Raw genomic sequence first — 18051 nt, 5'->3', positions numbered from 1 at the left:
GTAGCGGGCCGGTGCCCGCACAATAGATGCGATGCCGGAATACGAATTTGTCGACGTGTACGTGCCGCGCGGCGTCTCCCGCAAGGAGGCCACGCGGCTTCTGACCGACCATGCCGAGTACGGGCACTGGGAGTTGGACCGCCTGACCCTGCACCGGGACGGCAGCCGCAGGGTGCGGCTGCGCCGGCGCATCATCCGTCAGGTCCGCGCCACCTGGTGACATGACATGGGGCCCCGCGATGCGGGGCCCCTGCGCGTCTCGCGACCGATCCGGCCGATCTAGGCGGACTGGCGGGTGCGGCGGTAGAGCACCGCGCCGGCGAGCAGCAGACCGGCACCGGCCGGAACGATCACACCGAGCGGACCGGAACCGGTCTGCGCCAGCTCCTCGGTCGCACCGGGCTGCGTGATCGTGTGCGTACCAGGCGTGTTCGGCCCGGCGGGCGTCCCCGGTCCCTCGGACTCGCCGGAGTCACCGGGGTTGCCCGGGGTGCCGGGCGTACCCGGGTTACCCGGGTTACCCGGGTTACCCGGGTTGCCAGGGTTACCCGGATTCCCGGGGTTACCCGGGTTACCCGGGTTCCCGGGGTTCCCGGGGTTGCCAGGGTTGCCGGGGTTCCCCGGGTTGCCGGGGTGCGTCGGCTCGATGCCGTTGGCGCACTCGTTGCCGAACGCCGGGTTGATGGCGCCGATGACCGAGACGCTGTTCCCGCAGGCGTTCACGGGGACGTGCACCGGCACCTGGACGGTGTTGCCGGACGCGACGCCCGGGGAGTTGCTGGTGCCGCCCTCGGCCGACGAGCCGCGGTGCCTGCCCGGCTTGGAGACGTTGGCGCACTTGTTGCCGAACGCCGGATTGAGCAACCCGACCACGTTGACGGTGTTTCCGCAGACGTTCACCGGCGCGTGCACCGGGACCTGGACGGAATTGCCGGACGCGACGCCCGGGGAATTCGAAGCGGTGCCGTTCGCGCCCGAATCGGCATTCGCATAACCACCACCGAGGGCGAGTACGCCGCCCGCGGCCGCAACGGTGATCAGGCCCTTGCGCGTGACCTGTCGCATAGCTTGTTCCCTGCCTTCTCGGCTTCTGCCTTCTGGCTTCAGAAGAGGGCCACCGGGCACGACGCCCGGGGCGGAAATGCCCACCGGCCCCGGAGTGCATGGCACGCACTCCGGGGCCGGACTGGCTCAGACCCTCACGGGTCGAGGCACAACGTCAGGCGTTGATGCAGGTGTTGCCGAAGGTGGGGTTCAGCAGCCCGATCACGGAGACCGTGTTGCCGCACACGTTCACGGGGACGTGAACCGGCACCTGGACGACGTTGCCCGAGAGCACGCCGGGGGAACCGATGGCGGCACCCTGGGCACCCGAGTCGGCAACGGCCATGCCCGCACCCGCGAGAACGAGACCGCCGGTGGCAGCCGCAGCAGCGACGACCTTCTTGATCATTATTCCTCCTTGTTGGCAAATGCGATCCCAGCCGCGGACCGCATCACCTGTAACGAGGGGGAGGTATTGGGGCTACGAGCGTATGAGTGCATTCACTCGTTCCGGTCACATGCGTACGTGCGGCCGAATATCCGGAAGCCCGCTCAGGAGGCGTCGATGAAGCGGTCGAGAACGCGGACGCCGAACTTCAGCCCGTCCACCGGCACCCGCTCGTCCACGCCGTGGAACATCCCGGCGAAGTCCAGCTCGGGCGGCAGCTGGAGCGGCGCGAAGCCGAAGCAGCGGATGCCGAGGTCGTCGAAGGACTTGGCGTCGGTGCCGCCGGAGAGCATGTACGGCACGGCCCGGGCGATGGGGTCCTCGGCGCGCAGGGCGAGCTGCATCGCGTCGACCAGGGCGCCGTCGAAGCTGGTCTCCAGGGCCTTGTCCCCGTGCACGTCCTCGCGCTTGACCCGCGGGCCGAGGATCCGGTCGAGGTCGGCCAGGAACTCGTCCTCGTAACCGGGCAGGAACCGTCCGTCGACGTGCGCCGTGGCCTGTCCGGGGATGACGTTGACCTTGTAGCCCGCGCCGAGCATGGTCGGGGCGGCGGAGTTGCGCAGGGTCGCGCCGACCATCTTGGCGATTCCGCCCAGCTTGGCGAGCGTCGCCTCCATGTCCTCGGGGTCCAGCGGAGTGCCCAGCGCGTCCGAGAGCTCGTCAAGGAAGGACCGTACGGTTTTGGTGACCCTCACCGGCCACTGGTGGCGGCCGAGCCGGCCGACGGCCTCGCAGAGCTCGGTGATGGCGTTGTCGTTGTTGGTCATCGAGCCGTGCCCGGCGGTGCCCTCGACGGTCAGCCGCATCCAGTGCATGCCCTTCTGGGCCGTCTCGACCAGGTAGAGCCGCAGGTTCTCGTTGACGGTGAACGAGAAGCCGCCCACCTCGCCGATCGCCTCCGTCACCCCGTCGAACAGGTCGCGGTGGTGGTCGACCAGGTGCCGGGCGCCGTAGGTGCCGCCCGCCTCCTCGTCGGCGAGGAACGCCAGGACGATGTCGCGCGGGGGCTTGCGGCCGCTGCGCATCCGGTCCCGTACGACCGCGAGGGTCATCGCGTCCATGTCCTTCATGTCGACCGCGCCCCGGCCCCAGACACAGCCGTCGGCGACCTCGCCGGAGAAGGGGTGGTGGGTCCAGTCCTCGGCGTTGGCCGGCACCACGTCGGTGTGGCCGTGGATGAGCAGGGCCGGCCGGGAGGGGTCCTCGCCCTCGATACGGGCGACGGTGGAGGCCCGCCCCTTGTGCGACTCGATGATCTTCGGCTCGAGACCGACTTCGGCGAGCTTCTCGGCGACGTACTCCGCCGCCGCCCGCTCGCCCGGGCCGGAGTGGTCGCCGTAGTTGCTGGTGTCGATGCGGATGAGGTCACGACAGAGGTCGACGACCTCGTCCTCGCCGGTGACGCTCCGGGCCGTGTTCGACTCGCTCACGCTGCTTCCTCCCACTACGTGCCCCACGTGCTTGCTGGTGGTCGCCCCCATCCTCGCGCGCCCGGCCCCGGGACCCAAGGGCGCCCGTCGGCCGACATACGTCTGTCACACGGTTCCGCCCGGACCAGGGGTGGTGATCGGCCACCTCCAATGTTTGCTATGGTTTTCCACGTCGGAACGGCCGAGCGGCCGGAAAGACAGACACCTTGTCCGGGTGGCGGAATGGCAGACGCGCTAGCTTGAGGTGCTAGTGCCCTTTATCGGGCGTGGGGGTTCAAGTCCCCCCTCGGACACCAACGAAGGACCCCACGTCACGTGGGGTCCTTCTTGTTTACGGCGATGTCGCGACCTCACGGGCGACGGTGCGACGGAGGTTGAGGCCGGTGAGACGACGATCGAGGACGCCTGCCGCGCCGCTTCCGCAGCGGGACGGGATCGATCCGGTGCGGGTGCGGCTGCCCGAGGATCCGGATGCCGCGTGGGCGACCGTCGGGGACTATCTGCGGGCACGGTACGCGGGTGCCGTCGGGGACGGGCGCGTCGAGGAGATGCTGCGGGACGGGCGGTTCGTCGGGGTGGCCGGGGCGGTCGCCGAGGACGAGCCGTACGCCGCCGGGCTGCGGCTGTGGTTCCACCGGGACTTCCCCGCCGAGGAGCGGGTCCCCTTCGAGCTGGGGATCGTGCACCGGGACGAGCGGATCGTGGTCGTGGACAAGCCGCACTTCCTGGCGACGATGCCGCGCGGACGCCATGTGACCGAGACGGCCCTCGCCCGGCTCCGCCGGGAGCTGGGGATGCCGGGGCTCCAGCCCGCGCACCGGCTCGACCGCCTCACGGCCGGCCTGGTGCTCTTCGTCGTGCGGCCGGGCGACCGGGGCGCGTACCAGACGCTGTTCCGGGACCGGCTGGTCGGCAAGGAGTACGAGGCGGTGGCGGCGTACGAGCCCGGGATCGCGCTGCCGGTGACCGTGCGGAGCCGGATCGTGAAGGAGCGCGGGGTGATCGCCGCCCGCGAGGAGCCCGGCGAGCCGAACAGCGAGAGCCGGATCGAGCTGGTCGAGCGGCGCGGCGGGCTCGGGCGGTACCGGCTGCTGCCGGCGACCGGGCGGACCCATCAGCTGCGGGTGCACATGAACAGCCTGGGGCTGCCGATCCTGCACGATCCGGTCTATCCCGTGGTCCGCGAGGACGGGCCGGAGGACTACGGGCGCCCGCTCCAGCTGCTCGCGCGGACGCTGGAGTTCACCGATCCGCTCACCGGCGTCCCGATGCGGTTCGAGAGCGGCCTTCGGCTCCACGGGCTCGACGCGGCCGACGAGCTGGACTGAGGCGTTCCCGGACGGCTGACGCACCGGGATGCGCCCGGAGAGAGCACGAGACCCCCGCAGGCGGCAGCCTGCGGGGGTCTCGGCACCCGTGGGGGGCCGTCAGTCCTGGTTCACCGCGGCGGTCGCGCGGACGCGCCCCCGGACCAGGAACCAGCCGCCGACGAGCAGGAGCCCGATCAGCGGGAGGCAGTTCACGGTGGTGCGGCTGATGCCGCCGTCCATCCACATCAGGACGAGGACGGAGCCGAGGAAGACCAGCGTGACGATCTGGGTGTACGGGGCCCAGGGCAGTCGGTAGCCGGGGCGGGTGACCCGGCCTTCCTTGGAGCGGTTCACGAACAGCAGCGAGCAGACCATGATCATGGCCCAGGTGCCGATGATGCCGATGGAGGCGAAGTTCAGCACGAGCTCGAAGGCCTCGCCCGGCATGAGGTAGTTCAGGCCGACGCCGAGGACACCGAAGGCCGCGGTCAGCAGGATGCCGCCGTAGGGCACGCCGCCCTTGTTCATGACGCCGGTGAACTTGGGCGCGGAGCCGGACAGCGACATGGAGCGCAGGATCCGGCCGGTCGAGTAGAGACCCGAGTTCAGGCTGGAGAGCGCGGCGGTGAGGACGACCAGGTTCATCACGCCGGCGGCGCCGGGGACGCCCAGCTTGTCGAAGACCGTGACGAACGGGCTCTGGTCGCCAGAGTACGCGGTGTACGGCAGGAGCAGCGCGAGGAGGACGACGGAGCCGACGTAGAACAGGCCCACGCGCCACATGATCGAGTTGATCGCCTTCGGCATGATCTTCTCGGGGTTCTCGGTCTCGCCGGCGGCGACGCCGCACAGCTCGACGGAGGCGTACGCGAAGACGACACCCTGGATCAGCAGCAGCATCGGCATGACACCGCTGGGGAAGATGCCGCCGTTGTCGGTGATGGTGGAGAAGCCCGGGGTGTGGCCGCCGACGTCGTGCGACGTCACGATCAGGAAGATGCCGATCAGCATGAAGGCGACGAGCGCGCCGACCTTGATGATCGCGAACCAGAACTCCATCTCGCCGAAGTACTTCACGGAGATGAGGTTGGCGGCGAGGACGACCGCGAGGGCGATCAGGGCGAGGATCCACTGCGGGACGTCGCTGAACATGGCCCAGAAGTGGGCGTAGGTCGCGGCCGCCGTGATGTCGGCGATGGCGGTGGTCGACCAGTTGAGGAAGTAGAGCCAGCCGGCCGTGTAGGCGCCCTTCTCGCCCATGAACTCACGGGCGTAGGAGACGAACGCGCCGGAGGAGGGGCGGTAGAGGACCAGCTCGCCGAGGGCCCGCACCACGAAGAAGGCGAAGACGCCGCAGACCGCGTACGCGATGAAGAGGGACGGTCCGGCGTTGGCCATGCGGCCACCGGCGCCGAGGAAGAGGCCGGTGCCGATCGCGCCGCCGATGGCGATCATGTTGATGTGCCGGGACTTGAGGTCCTTGCGGTATCCGGCGTCGCCGGCGTCTACGTGGGGGGACGTCCCGGATGCCGTCGCCGGTGGCGTGGCGGACAGCGTGTCGGCCGCAGGGAGGGTGCGGTCACTCATGGAGTTGTTCGCCTTCGTGAGGGGAGGGTCTGTGCGGTACCCGGCCGCGCGCGTGGAGGTCGTCCACGGCTCTCACGGCCAGCGCACATCGTCACGTCAAGGCGGGTTTTCAGCAGTGGCCAATGTCACTGAACGCCCTTATTTGAGCTAATTCTGAGGTTCCTCCAAGGCGAATGCCTGGGATCGGCAGGTTTTACGGCGCGAGAACGTCCAGTTCCTTGAGTGCGCCGACCGCGATCTGCCGGGTCAGCTCCTCGGCGCGGACCGCGTCATTCTCCCGTACCGCCTCGGCGACCTGGACATGGAGGGTGACGGCGGCCGGGTCGGGGTCCTCGAACATCACCTGGTGGCGCGTGCGGCCGGCGAGCACCTCGGCGACGACATCGCCGAGCCGGGCGAACATCTCGTTGCCGGAGGCGTTCAGGACGATCCGGTGGAAGGCGATGTCATGGACGAGGTACGCCTCGAGCCTGCGGCCGCGCGAGGTGGCGACCATGCCGAGCGCCTGCTCGGTCAGCTCGCGGCACTGCTCGGGCGTGGCGTGCACGGCGGCGAGTCCGGCGGCCACGGGTTCGACGGCGGAGCGGAGCACGGTGAGCGAGCGCAGCTGGCGGGGGCGGTCGGCGCCGGCCAGACGCCAGCGGATGACCTGGGGGTCGTACACGTTCCACTGGGCGGTCGGCAGGACGATCACGCCGACGCGGCGGCGGGACGCGACCAGGTGCATGGACTCCAGGACACGGACGACCTCGCGGACGACGGTGCGGGAGACGTCGAAGCGCTGGGCGAGTTCGTCGGTGCGCAGGATGCTGCCGGGCGGGTACTCCCCCGCGGTGATCGCGAGACCCAGGGTGGCGAGGACGTGCGGGTGGAGCCCCTGGGCCGGTGTCGTCATGGGGGTCAGCCTACGCGGGGACCAAGATCGGAAACTAAAAGTATGACTTTAATGTCACAGACTCTTGAATACGTCGTACCCAATGGGTTTCATGAGCGCGACGGAATCGATGTCGACGTGGACAGCGAGGCACCACCCCCATGAGCACCACCTCCCCGACGGTCCCCCCGGTCGTCGTCGTGATGGGCGTCGCCGGCACCGGCAAGACGACCATCGGTCCGCTGGTCGCGGACGCGCTCGGAGTCCCCTATGCCGAGGGCGACGACTTCCACCCGGCGGCGAACGTCGCCAAGATGTCGGCCGGCACCCCGCTGGACGACGCGGACCGCGGCCCCTGGCTCGACGCGATCGGGCAGTGGGCGCACGGCCGGGAAGGGCTGGGCGGGGTGGTGAGCAGCTCCGCGCTGAAGCGGATCTACCGGGACCGGCTGCGGGCTGCCGCCCCGGGTGTGGTCTTCCTCCATCTGACCGGCGACCGCGAGCTGATCGAGCGGCGGATGAGGGAGCGCAAGGGGCACTTCATGCCGACGGCTCTGCTCGATTCGCAGTTCGCCACGCTGCAGCCGCTGGGGGACGACGAGGCCGGGGTGGCCGTCGACGTCTCCGGCTCCCCCGAGGAGATCGCCGCACGGGCGGTCGCCGCGCTGCGCGAGCTCGTCGGCTGATCTCCGTACGCCGGCCGTAGCCCTGTCCCCGCCGCGGTGCCCCGCCGCACCCGCCGTATCCCCGCGGCATCACGCCGTACCCCCGCCGTACCCTCCGTCCTCCGGCCCGCTCGGAGCGCCGGAAGGCCCCCCTCCTGCCCCGTCCCTTAAGGAACAACCGTGACCAGTCTCAGCGTCGAGGTGCTGGCAGCGGACGCCGTCGAGCCGATCACCTCGGCAGGCAACGCCCAGCTCGGCATCGCCGTACTCGCGGGCATAGCCGTCATCGTCCTGCTCATCACCAAGTTCAAGCTGCACGCCTTCCTCGCCCTGACCATCGGGTCGCTGGCCCTCGGCGCCTTCGCCGGGGCGCCGCTCGCGGCGACCATCGACGCCTTCACCTCCGGCCTCGGCAAGACCGTCGCGGGAGTGGGCGTCCTGATCGCGCTCGGCGCGATCCTCGGCAAGCTGCTTGCCGACTCCGGCGGCGCGGACCAGATCGTCGACACGATCCTCGCCAAGGCGAGCGGCCGGTCCATGCCCTGGGCGATGGTGCTGATCGCATCCGTCATCGGGCTGCCGCTCTTCTTCGAGGTCGGCATCGTCCTGCTGATCCCGGTGGTCCTGCTCGTCGCCAAGCGCGGCAACTACTCGCTCATGCGGATCGGCATCCCGGCGCTCGCCGGTCTTTCGGTGATGCACGGGCTGATCCCGCCGCACCCCGGCCCGCTGGTCGCCATCGACGCGCTCGGCGCCAACCTCGGGGTCACGCTCGCCCTCGGTGTCCTGGTCGCTATCCCGACCGTGATCATCGCCGGTCCGGTCTTCTCCCGGTACGCGGCCCGCTGGGTCGACATCCCGGCCCCCGACAACATGATCCCCGCACGTCCGTCGGAGGACCTGGAGAAGCGCCCCGGCTTCGGTGCCACCGTCGCGACCGTCCTGCTGCCCGTCGTCCTCATGCTGGTCAAGGCGCTGGTCGACATCGTCGTCGGCAACCCCGACAACCCCGTGCAGAAGGTCACCGACGTCATCGGCTCGCCGCTGATCGCGCTGCTCGCGGCCGTGCTCGTGGGCCTGTTCACGCTGGGTCGCGCGGCCGGCTTCACCAAGGAGCGGCTCTCCTCGACCGTCGAGAAGTCCCTCGCCCCGATCGCGGGCGTGCTGATGATCGTCGGCGCGGGCGGCGGCTTCAAGCAGACCCTGATCGACGTCGGCGTGGGCCAGATGATCCTGGACTTCTCCAGGAACTGGTCGATTCCGGCGCTGCTCCTCGCCTGGCTGATCGCGGTGGCCATCCGCCTCGCGACCGGCTCGGCCACGGTGGCGACGATCTCGGCGGCCGGGCTCGTGGCCCCGCTCGCCGAGGGCATGGGCACGAGTGAGACGGCGCTGCTCGTCCTCGCGATCGGTGCCGGTTCGCTCTTCTTCAGCCATGTGAACGACGCCGGGTTCTGGCTGGTCAAGGAGTACTTCGGGATGACCGTCGGTCAGACGGTCAAGACCTGGTCGGTGATGGAGACGATCATCTCGGTCGTCGGCATCGTCTTCGTCCTGCTGCTGTCGCTGGTGCTGTAGCCACCGCGCACCCCGACTCCCTCGCACACGGACCGGGTCCGGACGCCTCCCGGGCGGCCGGGCCCGGTTCCGTCCGTGCCGCGTGCCAGACTGCGCCGCATGGACCAGAGCGAGATCACCGAGCAGTTGGAGAACCCCGAGTCCCTCAAGCCGTTGGAGCTGGCCTTCCCCGGCCCGCTGCGCGACCAGCTGGTGGCGGCGGTGCTCTCCGGCGAGAAGACCTCGACGACGGGTCTGATGGTGGAGCACGAGGTGGAGGGCGACGAGCTGCCGCGCGTGGGCGAGCGCTGGGCGCTGATCGACTCGCAGGAGCGGCCCGTCGCGGTGGTGGAGACCACGGAGGTACGGGTGCTGCCCGTCGGGGAGATCGACCTTCCGTTCGCGATCGAGGAGGGGGAGGGGTACACGACGGTCGCCGAGTGGCGGGCCTCCCACGAGAGGTTCTGGCAGGGCGCCGAGATGCGGGAGTTCCTCGGCGACCCGGAGTTCACGGTGACCGACGCGACGGTGGCGGTCGCGGAGCGGTTCAAGGTCGTACGGCGCCTGGGCTGAGCCCCGGAGGGCGGCTGTGGCGGCGCGTGCGTCGCTGTTCCGCCACAGCCCCTTCCTCTGACCGGCCCACAGAGCATCCCTCTGACCGGCCCACAGGCCATCCCCCTGACCGGCCGTTAGCCCACCGCCTGCGCCGCCGCCCTGCCCGCCGCTCGGCCCGAGAAGATGCAGCCGCCGAGGAACGTGCCCTCCAGGGAGCGGTAGCCGTGGACGCCTCCGCCGCCGAACCCGGCCGCCTCGCCCGCCGCGTACACCCCTTCCAGTACCTCTCCGCTCTCGGTGAGCACCCGAGACGACAGGTCCGTCTCCAGGCCGCCCAGCGACTTGCGGGTCAGGATGTTCAGGCGGACGGCGATCAGCGGGCCGGCCTTGGGGTCCAGGATCCGGTGCGGGGACGCCGTACGGATCAGCTTGTCGCCCAGGTACTTGCGGGCGCCCCGGATCGCCGTGACCTGGAGGTCCTTGGTGAAGGGGTTGGCGATCTCGCGGTCCCGCGCGGTGATCTCGCGGCGCAGTTCCGCCTCGTCGATCAGCGGCTCATCCGTGAGGGCGTTCATCCCCCGGACCAGCGCGGAGAGGTCCTTCTCGACGACGAAGTCGACGCCGTGGTCCATGAACGCCTTCACCGGGCCCGGTACGTCCGCGCGGGCCCGGCCGATGACGTCCCGGATCGACTTGCCGGTGAGGTCGGGGTTCTGCTCGGAGCCCGAGAGGGCGAACTCCTTGCCGATGATGCGCTGGTCGAGGACGAACCAGGTGTGGTCGTACCCGGTCCGCATGATGTGTTCGAGCGTGCCGAGGGTGTCGAAGCCCGGGAAGAGCGGGACCGGCAGCCGGCGGCCGGTCGCGTCGAGCCAGAGCGAGGACGGGCCGGGGAGGATGCGGATGCCGTGCCGGGCCCAGATCGGGTTCCAGTTCTCGATGCCCTCGGTGTAGTGCCACATCCGGTCGCGGTTGATGTGGTGGGCGCCGGCCTCCTCGGTGATCCCGAGCATCAGCCCGTCGACATGGGCGGGGACGCCGGAGAGCAGCTTCGCGGGCGGGGTGCCCAGCCGGTCGGGCCACTGCTTGCGTACGAGGTCGTGGTTGCCGCCGATGCCACCCGAGGTGACGATCACCGCCTGGGCGCGCAGGGAGAAGGTGTCGGTGACCTCCCGGCTGCTCGCGGTGCCGCGCTCGGCGGTGGAGGGCTCCAGGATCTCGCCGCTGACGGTGTCCACGGCTCCGGCGGTGCGGCCGAGGGCGGTCACCCGGTGCCGGAAGCGGAGCTGGACCCGGCCGGTGGCGACGCCTTCGCGGACCCTGCGCTCGAAGGGGGCGACGAGGCCGGGGCCCGTCCCCCAGGTGATGTGGAAGCGGGGCACCGAGTTGCCGTGCCCGTTCGCGTCGTAGCCTCCGCGCTCGGCCCAGCCGACCACGGGGAAGAAGCGCACCCCGCGCGCGTGCAGCCAGGAACGCTTCTCGCCCGCCGCGAAGTCGACGTACGCCTCGGCCCACTTCCGCGGCCAGTTGTCCTCGGGGCGGTCGAAGCCCGCCGTACCGAGCCAGTCCTGGAGGGCGAGCTCATGGCTGTCCTTGATCCGCATCCGGCGCTGCTCGGGCGAATCGACGAGGAAGAGTCCGCCGAAGGACCAGTGGGCCTGGCCGCCCATGGACTGTTCCGGCTCCTGGTCGAGCAGGATGACGCTCCGCCCGGCGTCCACGAGTTCGGCGGTGGCCACCAGGCCGGCGAGGCCGGCTCCGATCACGATCACATCAGCGTCGTACGACATGGACCGAATCTTGGATACACGGATGTATCGAGTCAACAGTCCGGACCTCTTCGCACCCCTCCCGTTTTCTAATGTCCAGCATTAATGTGGGCGCATGGCGAGGACGTCGGGGCCCGAGACCCGGGAGAAACTGATCCGCGCGGCGGAGGAGGTCTTCGCGGCGCAGGGCGTCGACGGCGCCCAGCTGCGGGACATCGTGGCCCTGGCGGGTCAGAGCAACCCTTCGGCCGTGCAGTACCACTTCGGCTCGCGCGCCGGCCTCCTCGACGCGGTGATGGCGGGCCGCCAGAGACGTACGGAGCGGGTCCTCGAACCGCTCCTCGCCGAGGCTCCCGACACACCGCACGCGCTGATCCGGGCCCTCGTCACCGCCGAGGCGAGCGAGCTGGGCACCGAGAGCGGCCGCCGCTGCCTGCGTATCTCCGCCCAGCTCAGCCATGAGAGCGGGGTCCGCACCCGCACCCCCCATCCCACGCTCGACGGCACCGTCTACTGGCGGCTGATCGAGCGGATCGAGGCCTGTCTGACCGGCCTGCTGCCCGAGCCCCTGCGGCTGGAACGGCTCGATCTGGCGCTCACCGTCGTCGGCGCGGCCATGGCCGACCGGGCCGGGCAGTACCTCGCCGGCACCGAGCCGCTGACACGGGAGCCGCTCTTCCTCGCCGACCTCGTCCAGACCACGACGGCCCTGCTGCAGGCCCCGCCGCCCTCGCTCCGAAAGGACTTCTCATGACCGAGAACCCCCGCCTCCACGACCTCACCGGCCGGACCGTCCTGATCACCGGGGGCGCCCGCGGCCTCGGCGCCGAGGCCGCGCGGCAGGCCGTGGCCGCCGGTGCGAACGTCGTCGTCACGGACGTGCTCGACGAGGAGGGGAAGGCGACCGCGGCCGAACTGGGCGAGCGGGCGCGCTTCCTCCACCACGACGTCACGTCCGAGGAGGAGTGGGCGGCGGCCGTCGCGTACGCGGTCGCCGAGTTCGGCGGTCTCCACGGTCTGGTGAACAACGCGGGGACGGCCAGCGGCTCGTTCCTGGAGAGCGAGTCCGTCGAGAGCTTCCGCAGGGTGCTCGACGTCAATCTGACCGGTGTCTTCATCGGCATGAAGGCCGCGATCCCGGCGATGAAGGAGGCCGGTGGCGGCTCGATCGTCAACATCTCCTCGGCCGCGGGGCTGATGGGCCTCGCGCTGACCGCCGGCTACGGCGCCTCGAAGTGGGGCGTACGCGGGCTGACGAAGATCGGGGCGGTGGAGCTGGGCACGGCGGGGATCCGCGTCAACTCGGTCCACCCGGGCATGACGTACACCCCGATGACCGCGATCGTCGGCATCGAGCGCGGCGAGGGCAAGTACCCCAACACCCCGATGGGGCGGGTCGGCGAGGCGCCCGAGATCGCGGGCGCGGTGGTGTTCCTGCTCTCGGACGCGGCCTCGTACGTGACGGGAGCGGAACTGGCCGTGGACGGCGGCTGGACCGCCGGGCCGATCGTCAAGTACGTCATGGGGCAGTGATTTCATGGCGGGATGACGAACCCCGCCGAAGAGATCCTCGACGTCGTCGACGAGCACGACGAGGTGATCGGACAGGCCCCGCGCGCGGAGGTGTACGCGCGGGGCCTGATCCATCGCTGCACGTTCATCCTGGTGCGGGACGCCGAGGACCGGATCTTCGTGCACCGGCGCACGCCGGTGAAGCTGGTCTACCCGTCGATGTACGACATGTTCGTCGGCGGGGTCGTCGGCGCGGGCGAGTCGTACGACGACGCGGCGCTGCGCGAGGCGGAGGAGGAGCTGGGTGTCTCCGGACTGCCGCGCCCCGAGCCGCTGTTCCGGTTCCTGCACGACTCCGGGGGCGTCGCCGGGAAGTGGTGGTCCGCGGTCTACCAGGTGCGATGCGAGCTGCCGGTGAACCCTCAGGTGGAGGAGGTCGCCTGGCACGCCTTCCTTCCGGAGGCGGAGGTCGTCGCACGGCTCGGGGAGTGGGAGTGGGTCCCGGACGGGCTGGCGGCCTACGAACGTCTGCGTGCGCGCCACGGTTAAGGTGCCCGGGTGAGCGACTTCGTACAGAGCCTGCGGCTGTGGTTCGCGCCGCAGCGGATCCGAGACGAGGGCGAGACTCCGGACTACCGGTTCTCGCTCGCCAACGAGCGCACCTTCCTCGCCTGGATCCGGACCGCGCTCGCACTCGTCGGCGGCGGTTTCGCCGTCGACCAGTTCCTGCCGGATCTGCGGTGGGGTGTACGGGTCGGGCTCGCCCTCGCGCTGCTCGCCGCGGGTGTGCTGTGCGCGCTGCGGGCGGTGAACCACTGGGTGCGGTGCGAGCGGGCGATGCGGCGCGGCGAGGACCTTCCGGTGTCACGCTTCCCGACGCTGCTGAGCCTCGCGGTGGCCGTGGTCGCGCTCGCGATGGTGGTGGTCATCCTCTTCGGCTGGGCCGGGCGGTGACCGAGGCGGCGAAGCCCGCCCGGGATCCGGGGCTGCAGCCGGAGCGGACCCGGCTGGCCTGGCGGCGTACGACGCTGACCTGCACGGTCGTGGCGGTGCTCGCCGTGAAGGCGGCGATCAGTGACGACATCACGGGGGCGGGGGTGGCGGGAGCGGCGCTCAGCGCGCTGGTCTGGATCGGTTTCCTGGCCGTCGCCCACCGCCGCATCCACGCCCTGGACGCGGCCCGCCCCCTGCCGCTCTCCCTCCGGGGCGCGCTGCTGGCGACGGCGTGCACGGTCGCCCTGGCGGCGTTCGCGGTGGCCGTGGTCCTGTAGTCACGCCCCCTGCCGGCCTGACGCGGCCTGGTCGGGCCACTCCACCGTGACCACGACCTTGCCGTTCAGGCCGCCCTCCTGGCTGGCGCGCTGGGCTTCGGCGGCCTGGTCCAGGGGGAAGGAGCGGGCCACTCGTACGGAGAGCACGCCCTCGTCGGCCAGGTCGGCGAGGGCGGCGAGGTCCTGGGGGTCGGGCCGGACCCAGAAGTAGCGGCCGCCCAGGCCGATGACCTCGCCGTCCGCGATCGAGGCGAGGCGGCCCTCGGGGGCGAGGACCCGCGGGGTGAGCTTGAGGAACGGGCCGCCGATCGTGTCGAAGACCGCGTCCACACCGTCAGGCGCCAGTTCGCGGACCTGGGCGACGAAGGTGTCCTCGTCGTACAGGACCGGTTCGGCGCCCAGCTCCCTGATCCGCTCCCGGCCCGGCTCGCGCGCCGCGCCGATGACCCGGCAGCCGAGGTGGCGGGCGATCTGTACGGCCATGGAGCCGACGCCGCCTGCCGCCGCGTGCACCAGGACAGTGTCGCCGGAACGGACGGCGAGCGCCTGGTGGAGCACCTGATAGGCCGTGAGTCCGACCAGCGGAAGCGCGGCGGACTCCTCGAACCCCAGGGTGCGCGGCTTGCGGGCCAGGGTGCGGACCGGGGCGGCGACGTACTCGGCGAAGGTGCCGCGACTGAGGAAGTCCTCGCGGACGTACCCCATGACCTCGTCGCCGACGGTGAACTCTGTGACGGAGACACCGGGCTGGACGACCACCCCCGAGACGTCCCAGCCGGGCACGACGGGGAAGACGGCGTCGATCATCCCGTCGAGGTAGCCCGCCTGGGCCTTCCAGTCGACCGGGTTCACCGCGGCGGCGCGTACCTTCACGAGGACGTCGTCGGGGCCGACCTTGGGGTCGGGCCGCTCCCCGTACTCGAGCACCTCGGGCCCTCCGTAGCGGCTGTAGCTGATCGCCTTCATACCCCGAACGATCACGGCGGCCCCAGGCCCCCGCAAGCCGGGTACCCCCGGCGGAGTGCGGCGACGCGCTCGGCCAGGCCGCAGGGCGATACAGGGACGAAGATGGCATTTCGGACTAGCCTGAGATCATGACCCTTCTCCACCAAGAGCACCCCACGCACGCACACACCCACGGGCCGTCGTGCGGGCACACCGCCGTGACCCACCACGACCATGTGGACTACGCCCACGACGGGCACCTGCACCGTGAGCACTCCGGGCACTGGGACGAGTGCGAGCCCTCGTCACACGTCCCGCACACCCACCCCGACCACACGCACGGGCCGGACTGCGGGCACACGGCCGTCGAGCACGGCGACCACGTCGACTACGAGCACGACGGGCACCGGCACGCGGCGCACGGCAACCACTGGGACGACCACTGAGCCTCTGCGGAACGGGCCCGACTGGCAGCCCCTCCCGAGGGGCAGTGTTCGCCGGTCGGGCCGTTCTTCACACTCGGGGGATTCCTTGACCGTCACTGATCCGTACGTCGTCGCGCTCGCACCGCGCGTGCACGCCTTCGTCCAGCCCGACGGCGGCTGGTGTCTGAACAACGCCGGGTTCGTCGGGGACGGCCGCGAGTCGCTGCTCGTGGACACCGCCGCGACCGAACGGCGGGCACGCCTGCTCCGCGAGGCGGTCCTCGCGGAGGGGCTGGCCCTTCCCCGCACGATCGTCTCCACGCACCACCACGGCGACCACACGTACGGCAACGGGGTGTTCCTGCCGGAGGCGCGGATCGTCGGGCACGACTCCTGCCGCGCGGAGCAGCTCGCGGCCGGACGTCAGCTCCACCTCCTCTGGCCACAGACCGACTTCGGCGAGATCGAGGTGGCGCCGCCCTCGCTCACGTACGGCGAGCGGCTGACGGTGTACGTGGGTGAGCTGGAGGTGCGCGTGCTGCACCCCGGGCCCGCGCACACGACCGGCGACTCGATCGTCCATCTCCCGGAGCAGGGCGTGGTGTTCACGGGGGACCTGGTCTTCCACGGGGGGACGCCCTTCCTTCCGATGGGCTCGCTCGCGGGTTCGTTGCGCGCGCTCGATCTGCTCCGCTCGCTGGACGCGCCGACGGTGGTGCCGGGGCACGGGCGTGTGACGGACCCGTCGGCGTACGACGCGACGGAGCGGTATCTGCGCTGGGTGGCCGAACTGGCCCGCGAGGGGTACGCCAAGGGGACGACCCCGCTGGAGACGGCGCGCTCGGCGGACCTCGGAGAGTTCGCGGCCTGGCGGGAGAGCGAACGGCTCGTGGCCAACCTGCACCGTGCGTACGCGGAGTTGGACGGCCTCCCGGAGGGCTCGCCGCTGGATCCGGTGACGGTCTTCGGGGACATGGCCGCCATGAACGGCGGTGTTCCGGTGGCCTGCCACGCGTGAGCCGGGGGCGCGCGGTGTCCGGACGTCCGTCGCGAGGGGGCGTTCGGGCGGTGGCGCACGGCCCCGGGGGCCGGGAAGTCTGCCCTGCCGTACCTGGCGGTGCGTCGACCCGCCCGGGTATACCGGGAAGGCAGACGACCGGCGCCCGAAGGGACCTCCATGTACGACCGAGCGAGCAGCCGAGCGACGAAGAAGGGGGACGCCCCGGCGGAGCGTACGTCCTCGGCCCGGCCGGCCGCGCCCGCCGAGGCCCTGCTCGCCCTCCAGCGGTCGGCCGGGAACGCCGCCGTCGTCCAGATGCTCCGCCGGGCCGGCGCCGCCCAGGACGAGCACCGGCACGGCGCGGGGTGCGGCCATGAGGAGGAGGCGCGGCCGGCGGTGCAGCGGTCCGCCGTGCACAACGTCCTGCGCAGCGGCGGCCGGCCGCTCGACGAGGGGAGCCGCGCCGACATGGAGGCGCGCTTCGGCGCCGACTTCTCCGACGTCCGCATCCACACCGACTCCGCCGCCCGGGCCTCCGCCGCCGAACTCGGCGCCGCGGCCTACACCTCCGGCAGCCACATCGTGGCCGGGCCCTCCGGCATCGACCAACACACCCTCGCCCACGAGCTGACCCATGTCCTCCAACAGCGTTCGGGGCCTGTGGCCGGCACGGACCGGGGTGACGGGCTCCGCGTCAGCGACCCGTCGGACCGGTTCGAACGCGAGGCGGAGGCCACGGCCCGCCAGGTGATGAGCCGGCCGGCGACCGCCACCGCTTCCGGCGAGGCGTCCACGCAGGCCGGACAGACCAGGCAGACCGCGCCGGCCTCCGCCGGGGGCGGCGACGTCCAGCGCATGCACCACCCGGGCAAGATCGACGGAGAGGTGTCGAGGCTGGTCGCCCAGGCGGAGCCCGGCCTCGACGAGTACCTCGCCGAGTACGACGACTGGCTGACCAAGCGGGGAAACATGAAGTGGGTCATGAACCACTCGGACCTCAACGACAACATCGAGTACCTGGAGAACCTGGTGGGCCCGCCCGCGGGGCGGAGCAGGGCGGACCTGAAGGCCGCGCTGGAGGCGACCATCCGCGCCGACCTGGCCTCCACCGCCTCGGACACGGTGTCGACGACCCGGGCGGCCGCGCTCGCCGCGAAGCGCAAGCTCGTCCTCGGCCGCACCGGCGACACCGGCCCGTGGGCCACGTACCAGCAGGGGAAGGCGCCGGGCGGTGACCGGCTCCCCGAGGACGCGCGGATGGGCCGGCGGCTCAACACCACGAAGTGGTCCGTCCCCGTCAACTACGCCTTCATGGACGGCGGCATCGAGGAACGGGCCGTGTTCAAGATCCTTACGAGTCTCGGTCCGCAGATCGAAGGCATGCTGATCGGCGGACAGCTGCACGCGGGCAACTTCTGGCAGGAGATCGAGAACCTGGGCGACGGCGCGCTCTGGGACAGCAACAAGTCGGCGGACGAAGGCGGCCCCCAGGCGATGCTGGGGCACGAGATCCTTCAACTCATCGAATCCGGCTACCAGTTCTTCGGCCGGGAGAGCGCCTACGCCCAGGGCAACGCGCGGCTGGTCGCGGTCCACCCGGACCGGCCGGCTCCGGCGCCCGGGGACAAGACGCAGCCGCTCACACTCCCCTGACCAGTG

General features: G+C 71.1%; 20 protein-coding genes and 1 tRNA gene. 14 read left to right on the top strand and 7 right to left on the bottom strand.

Annotation, left to right across the window (positions count from 1 at the left end; all coding sequences use genetic code 11):
* The first annotated feature begins 31 nt into the window (after positions 1 to 31).
* Positions 32 to 220, top strand: coding sequence for a DUF5703 family protein (locus ACFY8U_RS28575; protein ID WP_100106356.1), 189 nt, complete (start codon positions 32 to 34; stop codon positions 218 to 220).
* A gap of 59 nt (positions 221 to 279) precedes the next feature.
* On the opposite strand, the gene ACFY8U_RS28570 is transcribed toward ACFY8U_RS28575, so the two are convergent.
* From ACFY8U_RS28570 to ACFY8U_RS28560, 3 genes are all read right to left on the bottom strand, one after another.
* Positions 280 to 1065 carry a chaplin gene (locus ACFY8U_RS28570; RefSeq protein ID WP_389575221.1) on the bottom strand — a complete coding sequence of 262 codons (786 nt, stop codon included), beginning with the start codon at positions 1063 to 1065 and terminating at the stop codon, positions 280 to 282.
* Between the two features lie 154 nt (positions 1066 to 1219).
* On the bottom strand, positions 1220 to 1453 hold the full coding sequence (chpH, locus tag ACFY8U_RS28565) for a chaplin ChpH (RefSeq protein ID WP_329122503.1): 234 nt from the start codon (positions 1451 to 1453) through the stop codon (positions 1220 to 1222).
* A 143-nt stretch (positions 1454 to 1596) separates the two neighbouring features.
* Complete coding sequence (locus ACFY8U_RS28560; RefSeq protein ID WP_361601502.1) at positions 1597 to 2922, bottom strand: M20/M25/M40 family metallo-hydrolase; 1326 nt, start codon at positions 2920 to 2922, stop codon at positions 1597 to 1599.
* A gap of 208 nt (positions 2923 to 3130) precedes the next feature.
* Here ACFY8U_RS28560 and ACFY8U_RS28555 point away from each other — a divergent pair.
* Positions 3131 to 3218: transfer RNA gene (locus ACFY8U_RS28555), tRNA-Leu, on the top strand.
* An 87-nt stretch (positions 3219 to 3305) separates the two neighbouring features.
* Positions 3306 to 4250: an RluA family pseudouridine synthase gene (locus ACFY8U_RS28550; RefSeq protein WP_389575220.1), complete on the top strand. Its 945-nt coding sequence runs from the start codon at positions 3306 to 3308 to the stop codon at positions 4248 to 4250.
* Positions 4251 to 4349: 99 nt separating this feature from the next.
* Here ACFY8U_RS28550 and ACFY8U_RS28545 read toward each other — a convergent pair whose 3' ends face one another.
* The gene (locus ACFY8U_RS28545) at positions 4350 to 5819 is read right to left on the bottom strand and encodes an amino acid permease (protein ID WP_389575219.1); all 1470 of its coding nucleotides are present in this window, start codon (positions 5817 to 5819) and stop codon (positions 4350 to 4352) included.
* A 193-nt stretch (positions 5820 to 6012) separates the two neighbouring features.
* On the bottom strand, positions 6013 to 6714 hold the full coding sequence (locus ACFY8U_RS28540; protein ID WP_389575218.1) for a FadR/GntR family transcriptional regulator: 702 nt from the start codon (positions 6712 to 6714) through the stop codon (positions 6013 to 6015).
* A 140-nt stretch (positions 6715 to 6854) separates the two neighbouring features.
* On the opposite strand from ACFY8U_RS28540, the gene ACFY8U_RS28535 reads away from it, so the two are divergent.
* From ACFY8U_RS28535 to ACFY8U_RS28525, 3 genes are all read left to right on the top strand, one after another.
* Entirely contained in the window at positions 6855 to 7379 is a 525-nt protein-coding gene (locus tag ACFY8U_RS28535) for a gluconokinase (RefSeq protein ID WP_389575217.1), read from the top strand.
* A 159-nt stretch (positions 7380 to 7538) separates the two neighbouring features.
* Positions 7539 to 8936, top strand: coding sequence for a GntP family permease (locus tag ACFY8U_RS28530; protein WP_389575216.1), 1398 nt, complete (start codon positions 7539 to 7541; stop codon positions 8934 to 8936).
* A 126-nt stretch (positions 8937 to 9062) separates the two neighbouring features.
* Positions 9063 to 9488 (top strand): ASCH domain-containing protein, encoded by a 426-nt coding sequence (locus tag ACFY8U_RS28525; protein WP_389575410.1) that lies wholly within the window; start codon positions 9063 to 9065, stop codon positions 9486 to 9488.
* 116 nt (positions 9489 to 9604) lie between these two features.
* On the opposite strand, the gene ACFY8U_RS28520 is transcribed toward ACFY8U_RS28525, so the two are convergent.
* Positions 9605 to 11260, bottom strand: coding sequence for an FAD-binding dehydrogenase (locus tag ACFY8U_RS28520; RefSeq protein ID WP_389575215.1), 1656 nt, complete (start codon positions 11258 to 11260; stop codon positions 9605 to 9607).
* A 94-nt stretch (positions 11261 to 11354) separates the two neighbouring features.
* On the opposite strand from ACFY8U_RS28520, the gene ACFY8U_RS28515 reads away from it, so the two are divergent.
* From ACFY8U_RS28515 to ACFY8U_RS28495, 5 genes are read left to right on the top strand one after another with little or no spacing between them, the layout of a single operon-like run.
* Positions 11355 to 11993: a TetR family transcriptional regulator gene (locus ACFY8U_RS28515; protein WP_389575214.1), complete on the top strand. Its 639-nt coding sequence runs from the start codon at positions 11355 to 11357 to the stop codon at positions 11991 to 11993.
* Positions 11990 to 12772 carry a glucose 1-dehydrogenase gene (locus ACFY8U_RS28510; protein WP_389575213.1) on the top strand — a complete coding sequence of 261 codons (783 nt, stop codon included), beginning with the start codon at positions 11990 to 11992 and terminating at the stop codon, positions 12770 to 12772. Before ACFY8U_RS28515 ends, ACFY8U_RS28510 begins: the two co-directional genes overlap by 4 nt.
* A gap of 12 nt (positions 12773 to 12784) precedes the next feature.
* A complete protein-coding gene (locus tag ACFY8U_RS28505) occupies positions 12785 to 13300 on the top strand; it encodes an NUDIX domain-containing protein (protein ID WP_361601469.1) in 516 nt (171 codons plus the stop codon).
* A 9-nt stretch (positions 13301 to 13309) separates the two neighbouring features.
* On the top strand, positions 13310 to 13705 hold the full coding sequence (locus tag ACFY8U_RS28500) for a DUF202 domain-containing protein (RefSeq protein WP_361439087.1): 396 nt from the start codon (positions 13310 to 13312) through the stop codon (positions 13703 to 13705).
* Positions 13702 to 14022, top strand: a complete 321-nt coding sequence (locus ACFY8U_RS28495; RefSeq protein ID WP_361760672.1) for a DUF202 domain-containing protein — start codon at positions 13702 to 13704, stop codon at positions 14020 to 14022. The genes ACFY8U_RS28500 and ACFY8U_RS28495 overlap by 4 nt, the downstream gene beginning before the upstream one ends.
* Here the strand turns inward: ACFY8U_RS28495 and ACFY8U_RS28490 are convergent, their stop codons facing one another.
* On the bottom strand, positions 14023 to 14988 hold the full coding sequence (locus ACFY8U_RS28490; protein ID WP_389575212.1) for an NADP-dependent oxidoreductase: 966 nt from the start codon (positions 14986 to 14988) through the stop codon (positions 14023 to 14025). It abuts the gene before it with no gap.
* A 128-nt stretch (positions 14989 to 15116) separates the two neighbouring features.
* Between ACFY8U_RS28490 and ACFY8U_RS28485 the strand changes: the two genes are divergently transcribed.
* From ACFY8U_RS28485 to ACFY8U_RS28475, 3 genes are all read left to right on the top strand, one after another.
* Positions 15117 to 15413, top strand: a complete 297-nt coding sequence (locus ACFY8U_RS28485) for a hypothetical protein (protein ID WP_389575211.1) — start codon at positions 15117 to 15119, stop codon at positions 15411 to 15413.
* An 85-nt stretch (positions 15414 to 15498) separates the two neighbouring features.
* On the top strand, positions 15499 to 16410 hold the full coding sequence (locus tag ACFY8U_RS28480; RefSeq protein ID WP_389575210.1) for an MBL fold metallo-hydrolase: 912 nt from the start codon (positions 15499 to 15501) through the stop codon (positions 16408 to 16410).
* Between the two features lie 159 nt (positions 16411 to 16569).
* Positions 16570 to 18045 (top strand): DUF4157 domain-containing protein, encoded by a 1476-nt coding sequence (locus ACFY8U_RS28475; RefSeq protein WP_389575209.1) that lies wholly within the window; start codon positions 16570 to 16572, stop codon positions 18043 to 18045.
* The last annotated feature ends 6 nt before the right edge of the window (positions 18046 to 18051 follow it).

This window comes from Streptomyces sp. NPDC012508 (assembly GCF_042902595.1).
In the GTDB taxonomy this organism is placed as follows: domain Bacteria; phylum Actinomycetota; class Actinomycetes; order Streptomycetales; family Streptomycetaceae; genus Streptomyces.
Note: the sequence above shows the minus strand (reverse complement) of the source record. Positions and strands in the feature narration are given on the sequence as shown.

Excerpts from the sequence above, each read along its gene's own strand:
- ACFY8U_RS28575 (WP_100106356.1), top strand. The coding sequence starts at position 32 with ATGCCGGAATACGAATTTGTCGACGTGTACGTGCCGCGCGGCGTCTCC.
- ACFY8U_RS28570 (WP_389575221.1), bottom strand. The coding sequence starts at position 1,065 with ATGCGACAGGTCACGCGCAAGGGCCTGATCACCGTTGCGGCCGCGGGC.
- chpH (WP_329122503.1), bottom strand. The coding sequence starts at position 1,453 with ATGATCAAGAAGGTCGTCGCTGCTGCGGCTGCCACCGGCGGTCTCGTT.
- ACFY8U_RS28545 (WP_389575219.1), bottom strand. The coding sequence starts at position 5,819 with ATGAGTGACCGCACCCTCCCTGCGGCCGACACGCTGTCCGCCACGCCA.
- ACFY8U_RS28540 (WP_389575218.1), bottom strand. The coding sequence starts at position 6,714 with ATGACGACACCGGCCCAGGGGCTCCACCCGCACGTCCTCGCCACCCTG.
- ACFY8U_RS28535 (WP_389575217.1), top strand. The coding sequence starts at position 6,855 with ATGAGCACCACCTCCCCGACGGTCCCCCCGGTCGTCGTCGTGATGGGC.
- ACFY8U_RS28520 (WP_389575215.1), bottom strand. The coding sequence starts at position 11,260 with ATGTCGTACGACGCTGATGTGATCGTGATCGGAGCCGGCCTCGCCGGC.
- ACFY8U_RS28515 (WP_389575214.1), top strand. The coding sequence starts at position 11,355 with ATGGCGAGGACGTCGGGGCCCGAGACCCGGGAGAAACTGATCCGCGCG.
- ACFY8U_RS28510 (WP_389575213.1), top strand. The coding sequence starts at position 11,990 with ATGACCGAGAACCCCCGCCTCCACGACCTCACCGGCCGGACCGTCCTG.
- ACFY8U_RS28505 (WP_361601469.1), top strand. The coding sequence starts at position 12,785 with ATGACGAACCCCGCCGAAGAGATCCTCGACGTCGTCGACGAGCACGAC.
- ACFY8U_RS28490 (WP_389575212.1), bottom strand. The coding sequence starts at position 14,988 with ATGAAGGCGATCAGCTACAGCCGCTACGGAGGGCCCGAGGTGCTCGAG.
- ACFY8U_RS28485 (WP_389575211.1), top strand. The coding sequence starts at position 15,117 with ATGACCCTTCTCCACCAAGAGCACCCCACGCACGCACACACCCACGGG.
- ACFY8U_RS28475 (WP_389575209.1), top strand. The coding sequence starts at position 16,570 with ATGTACGACCGAGCGAGCAGCCGAGCGACGAAGAAGGGGGACGCCCCG.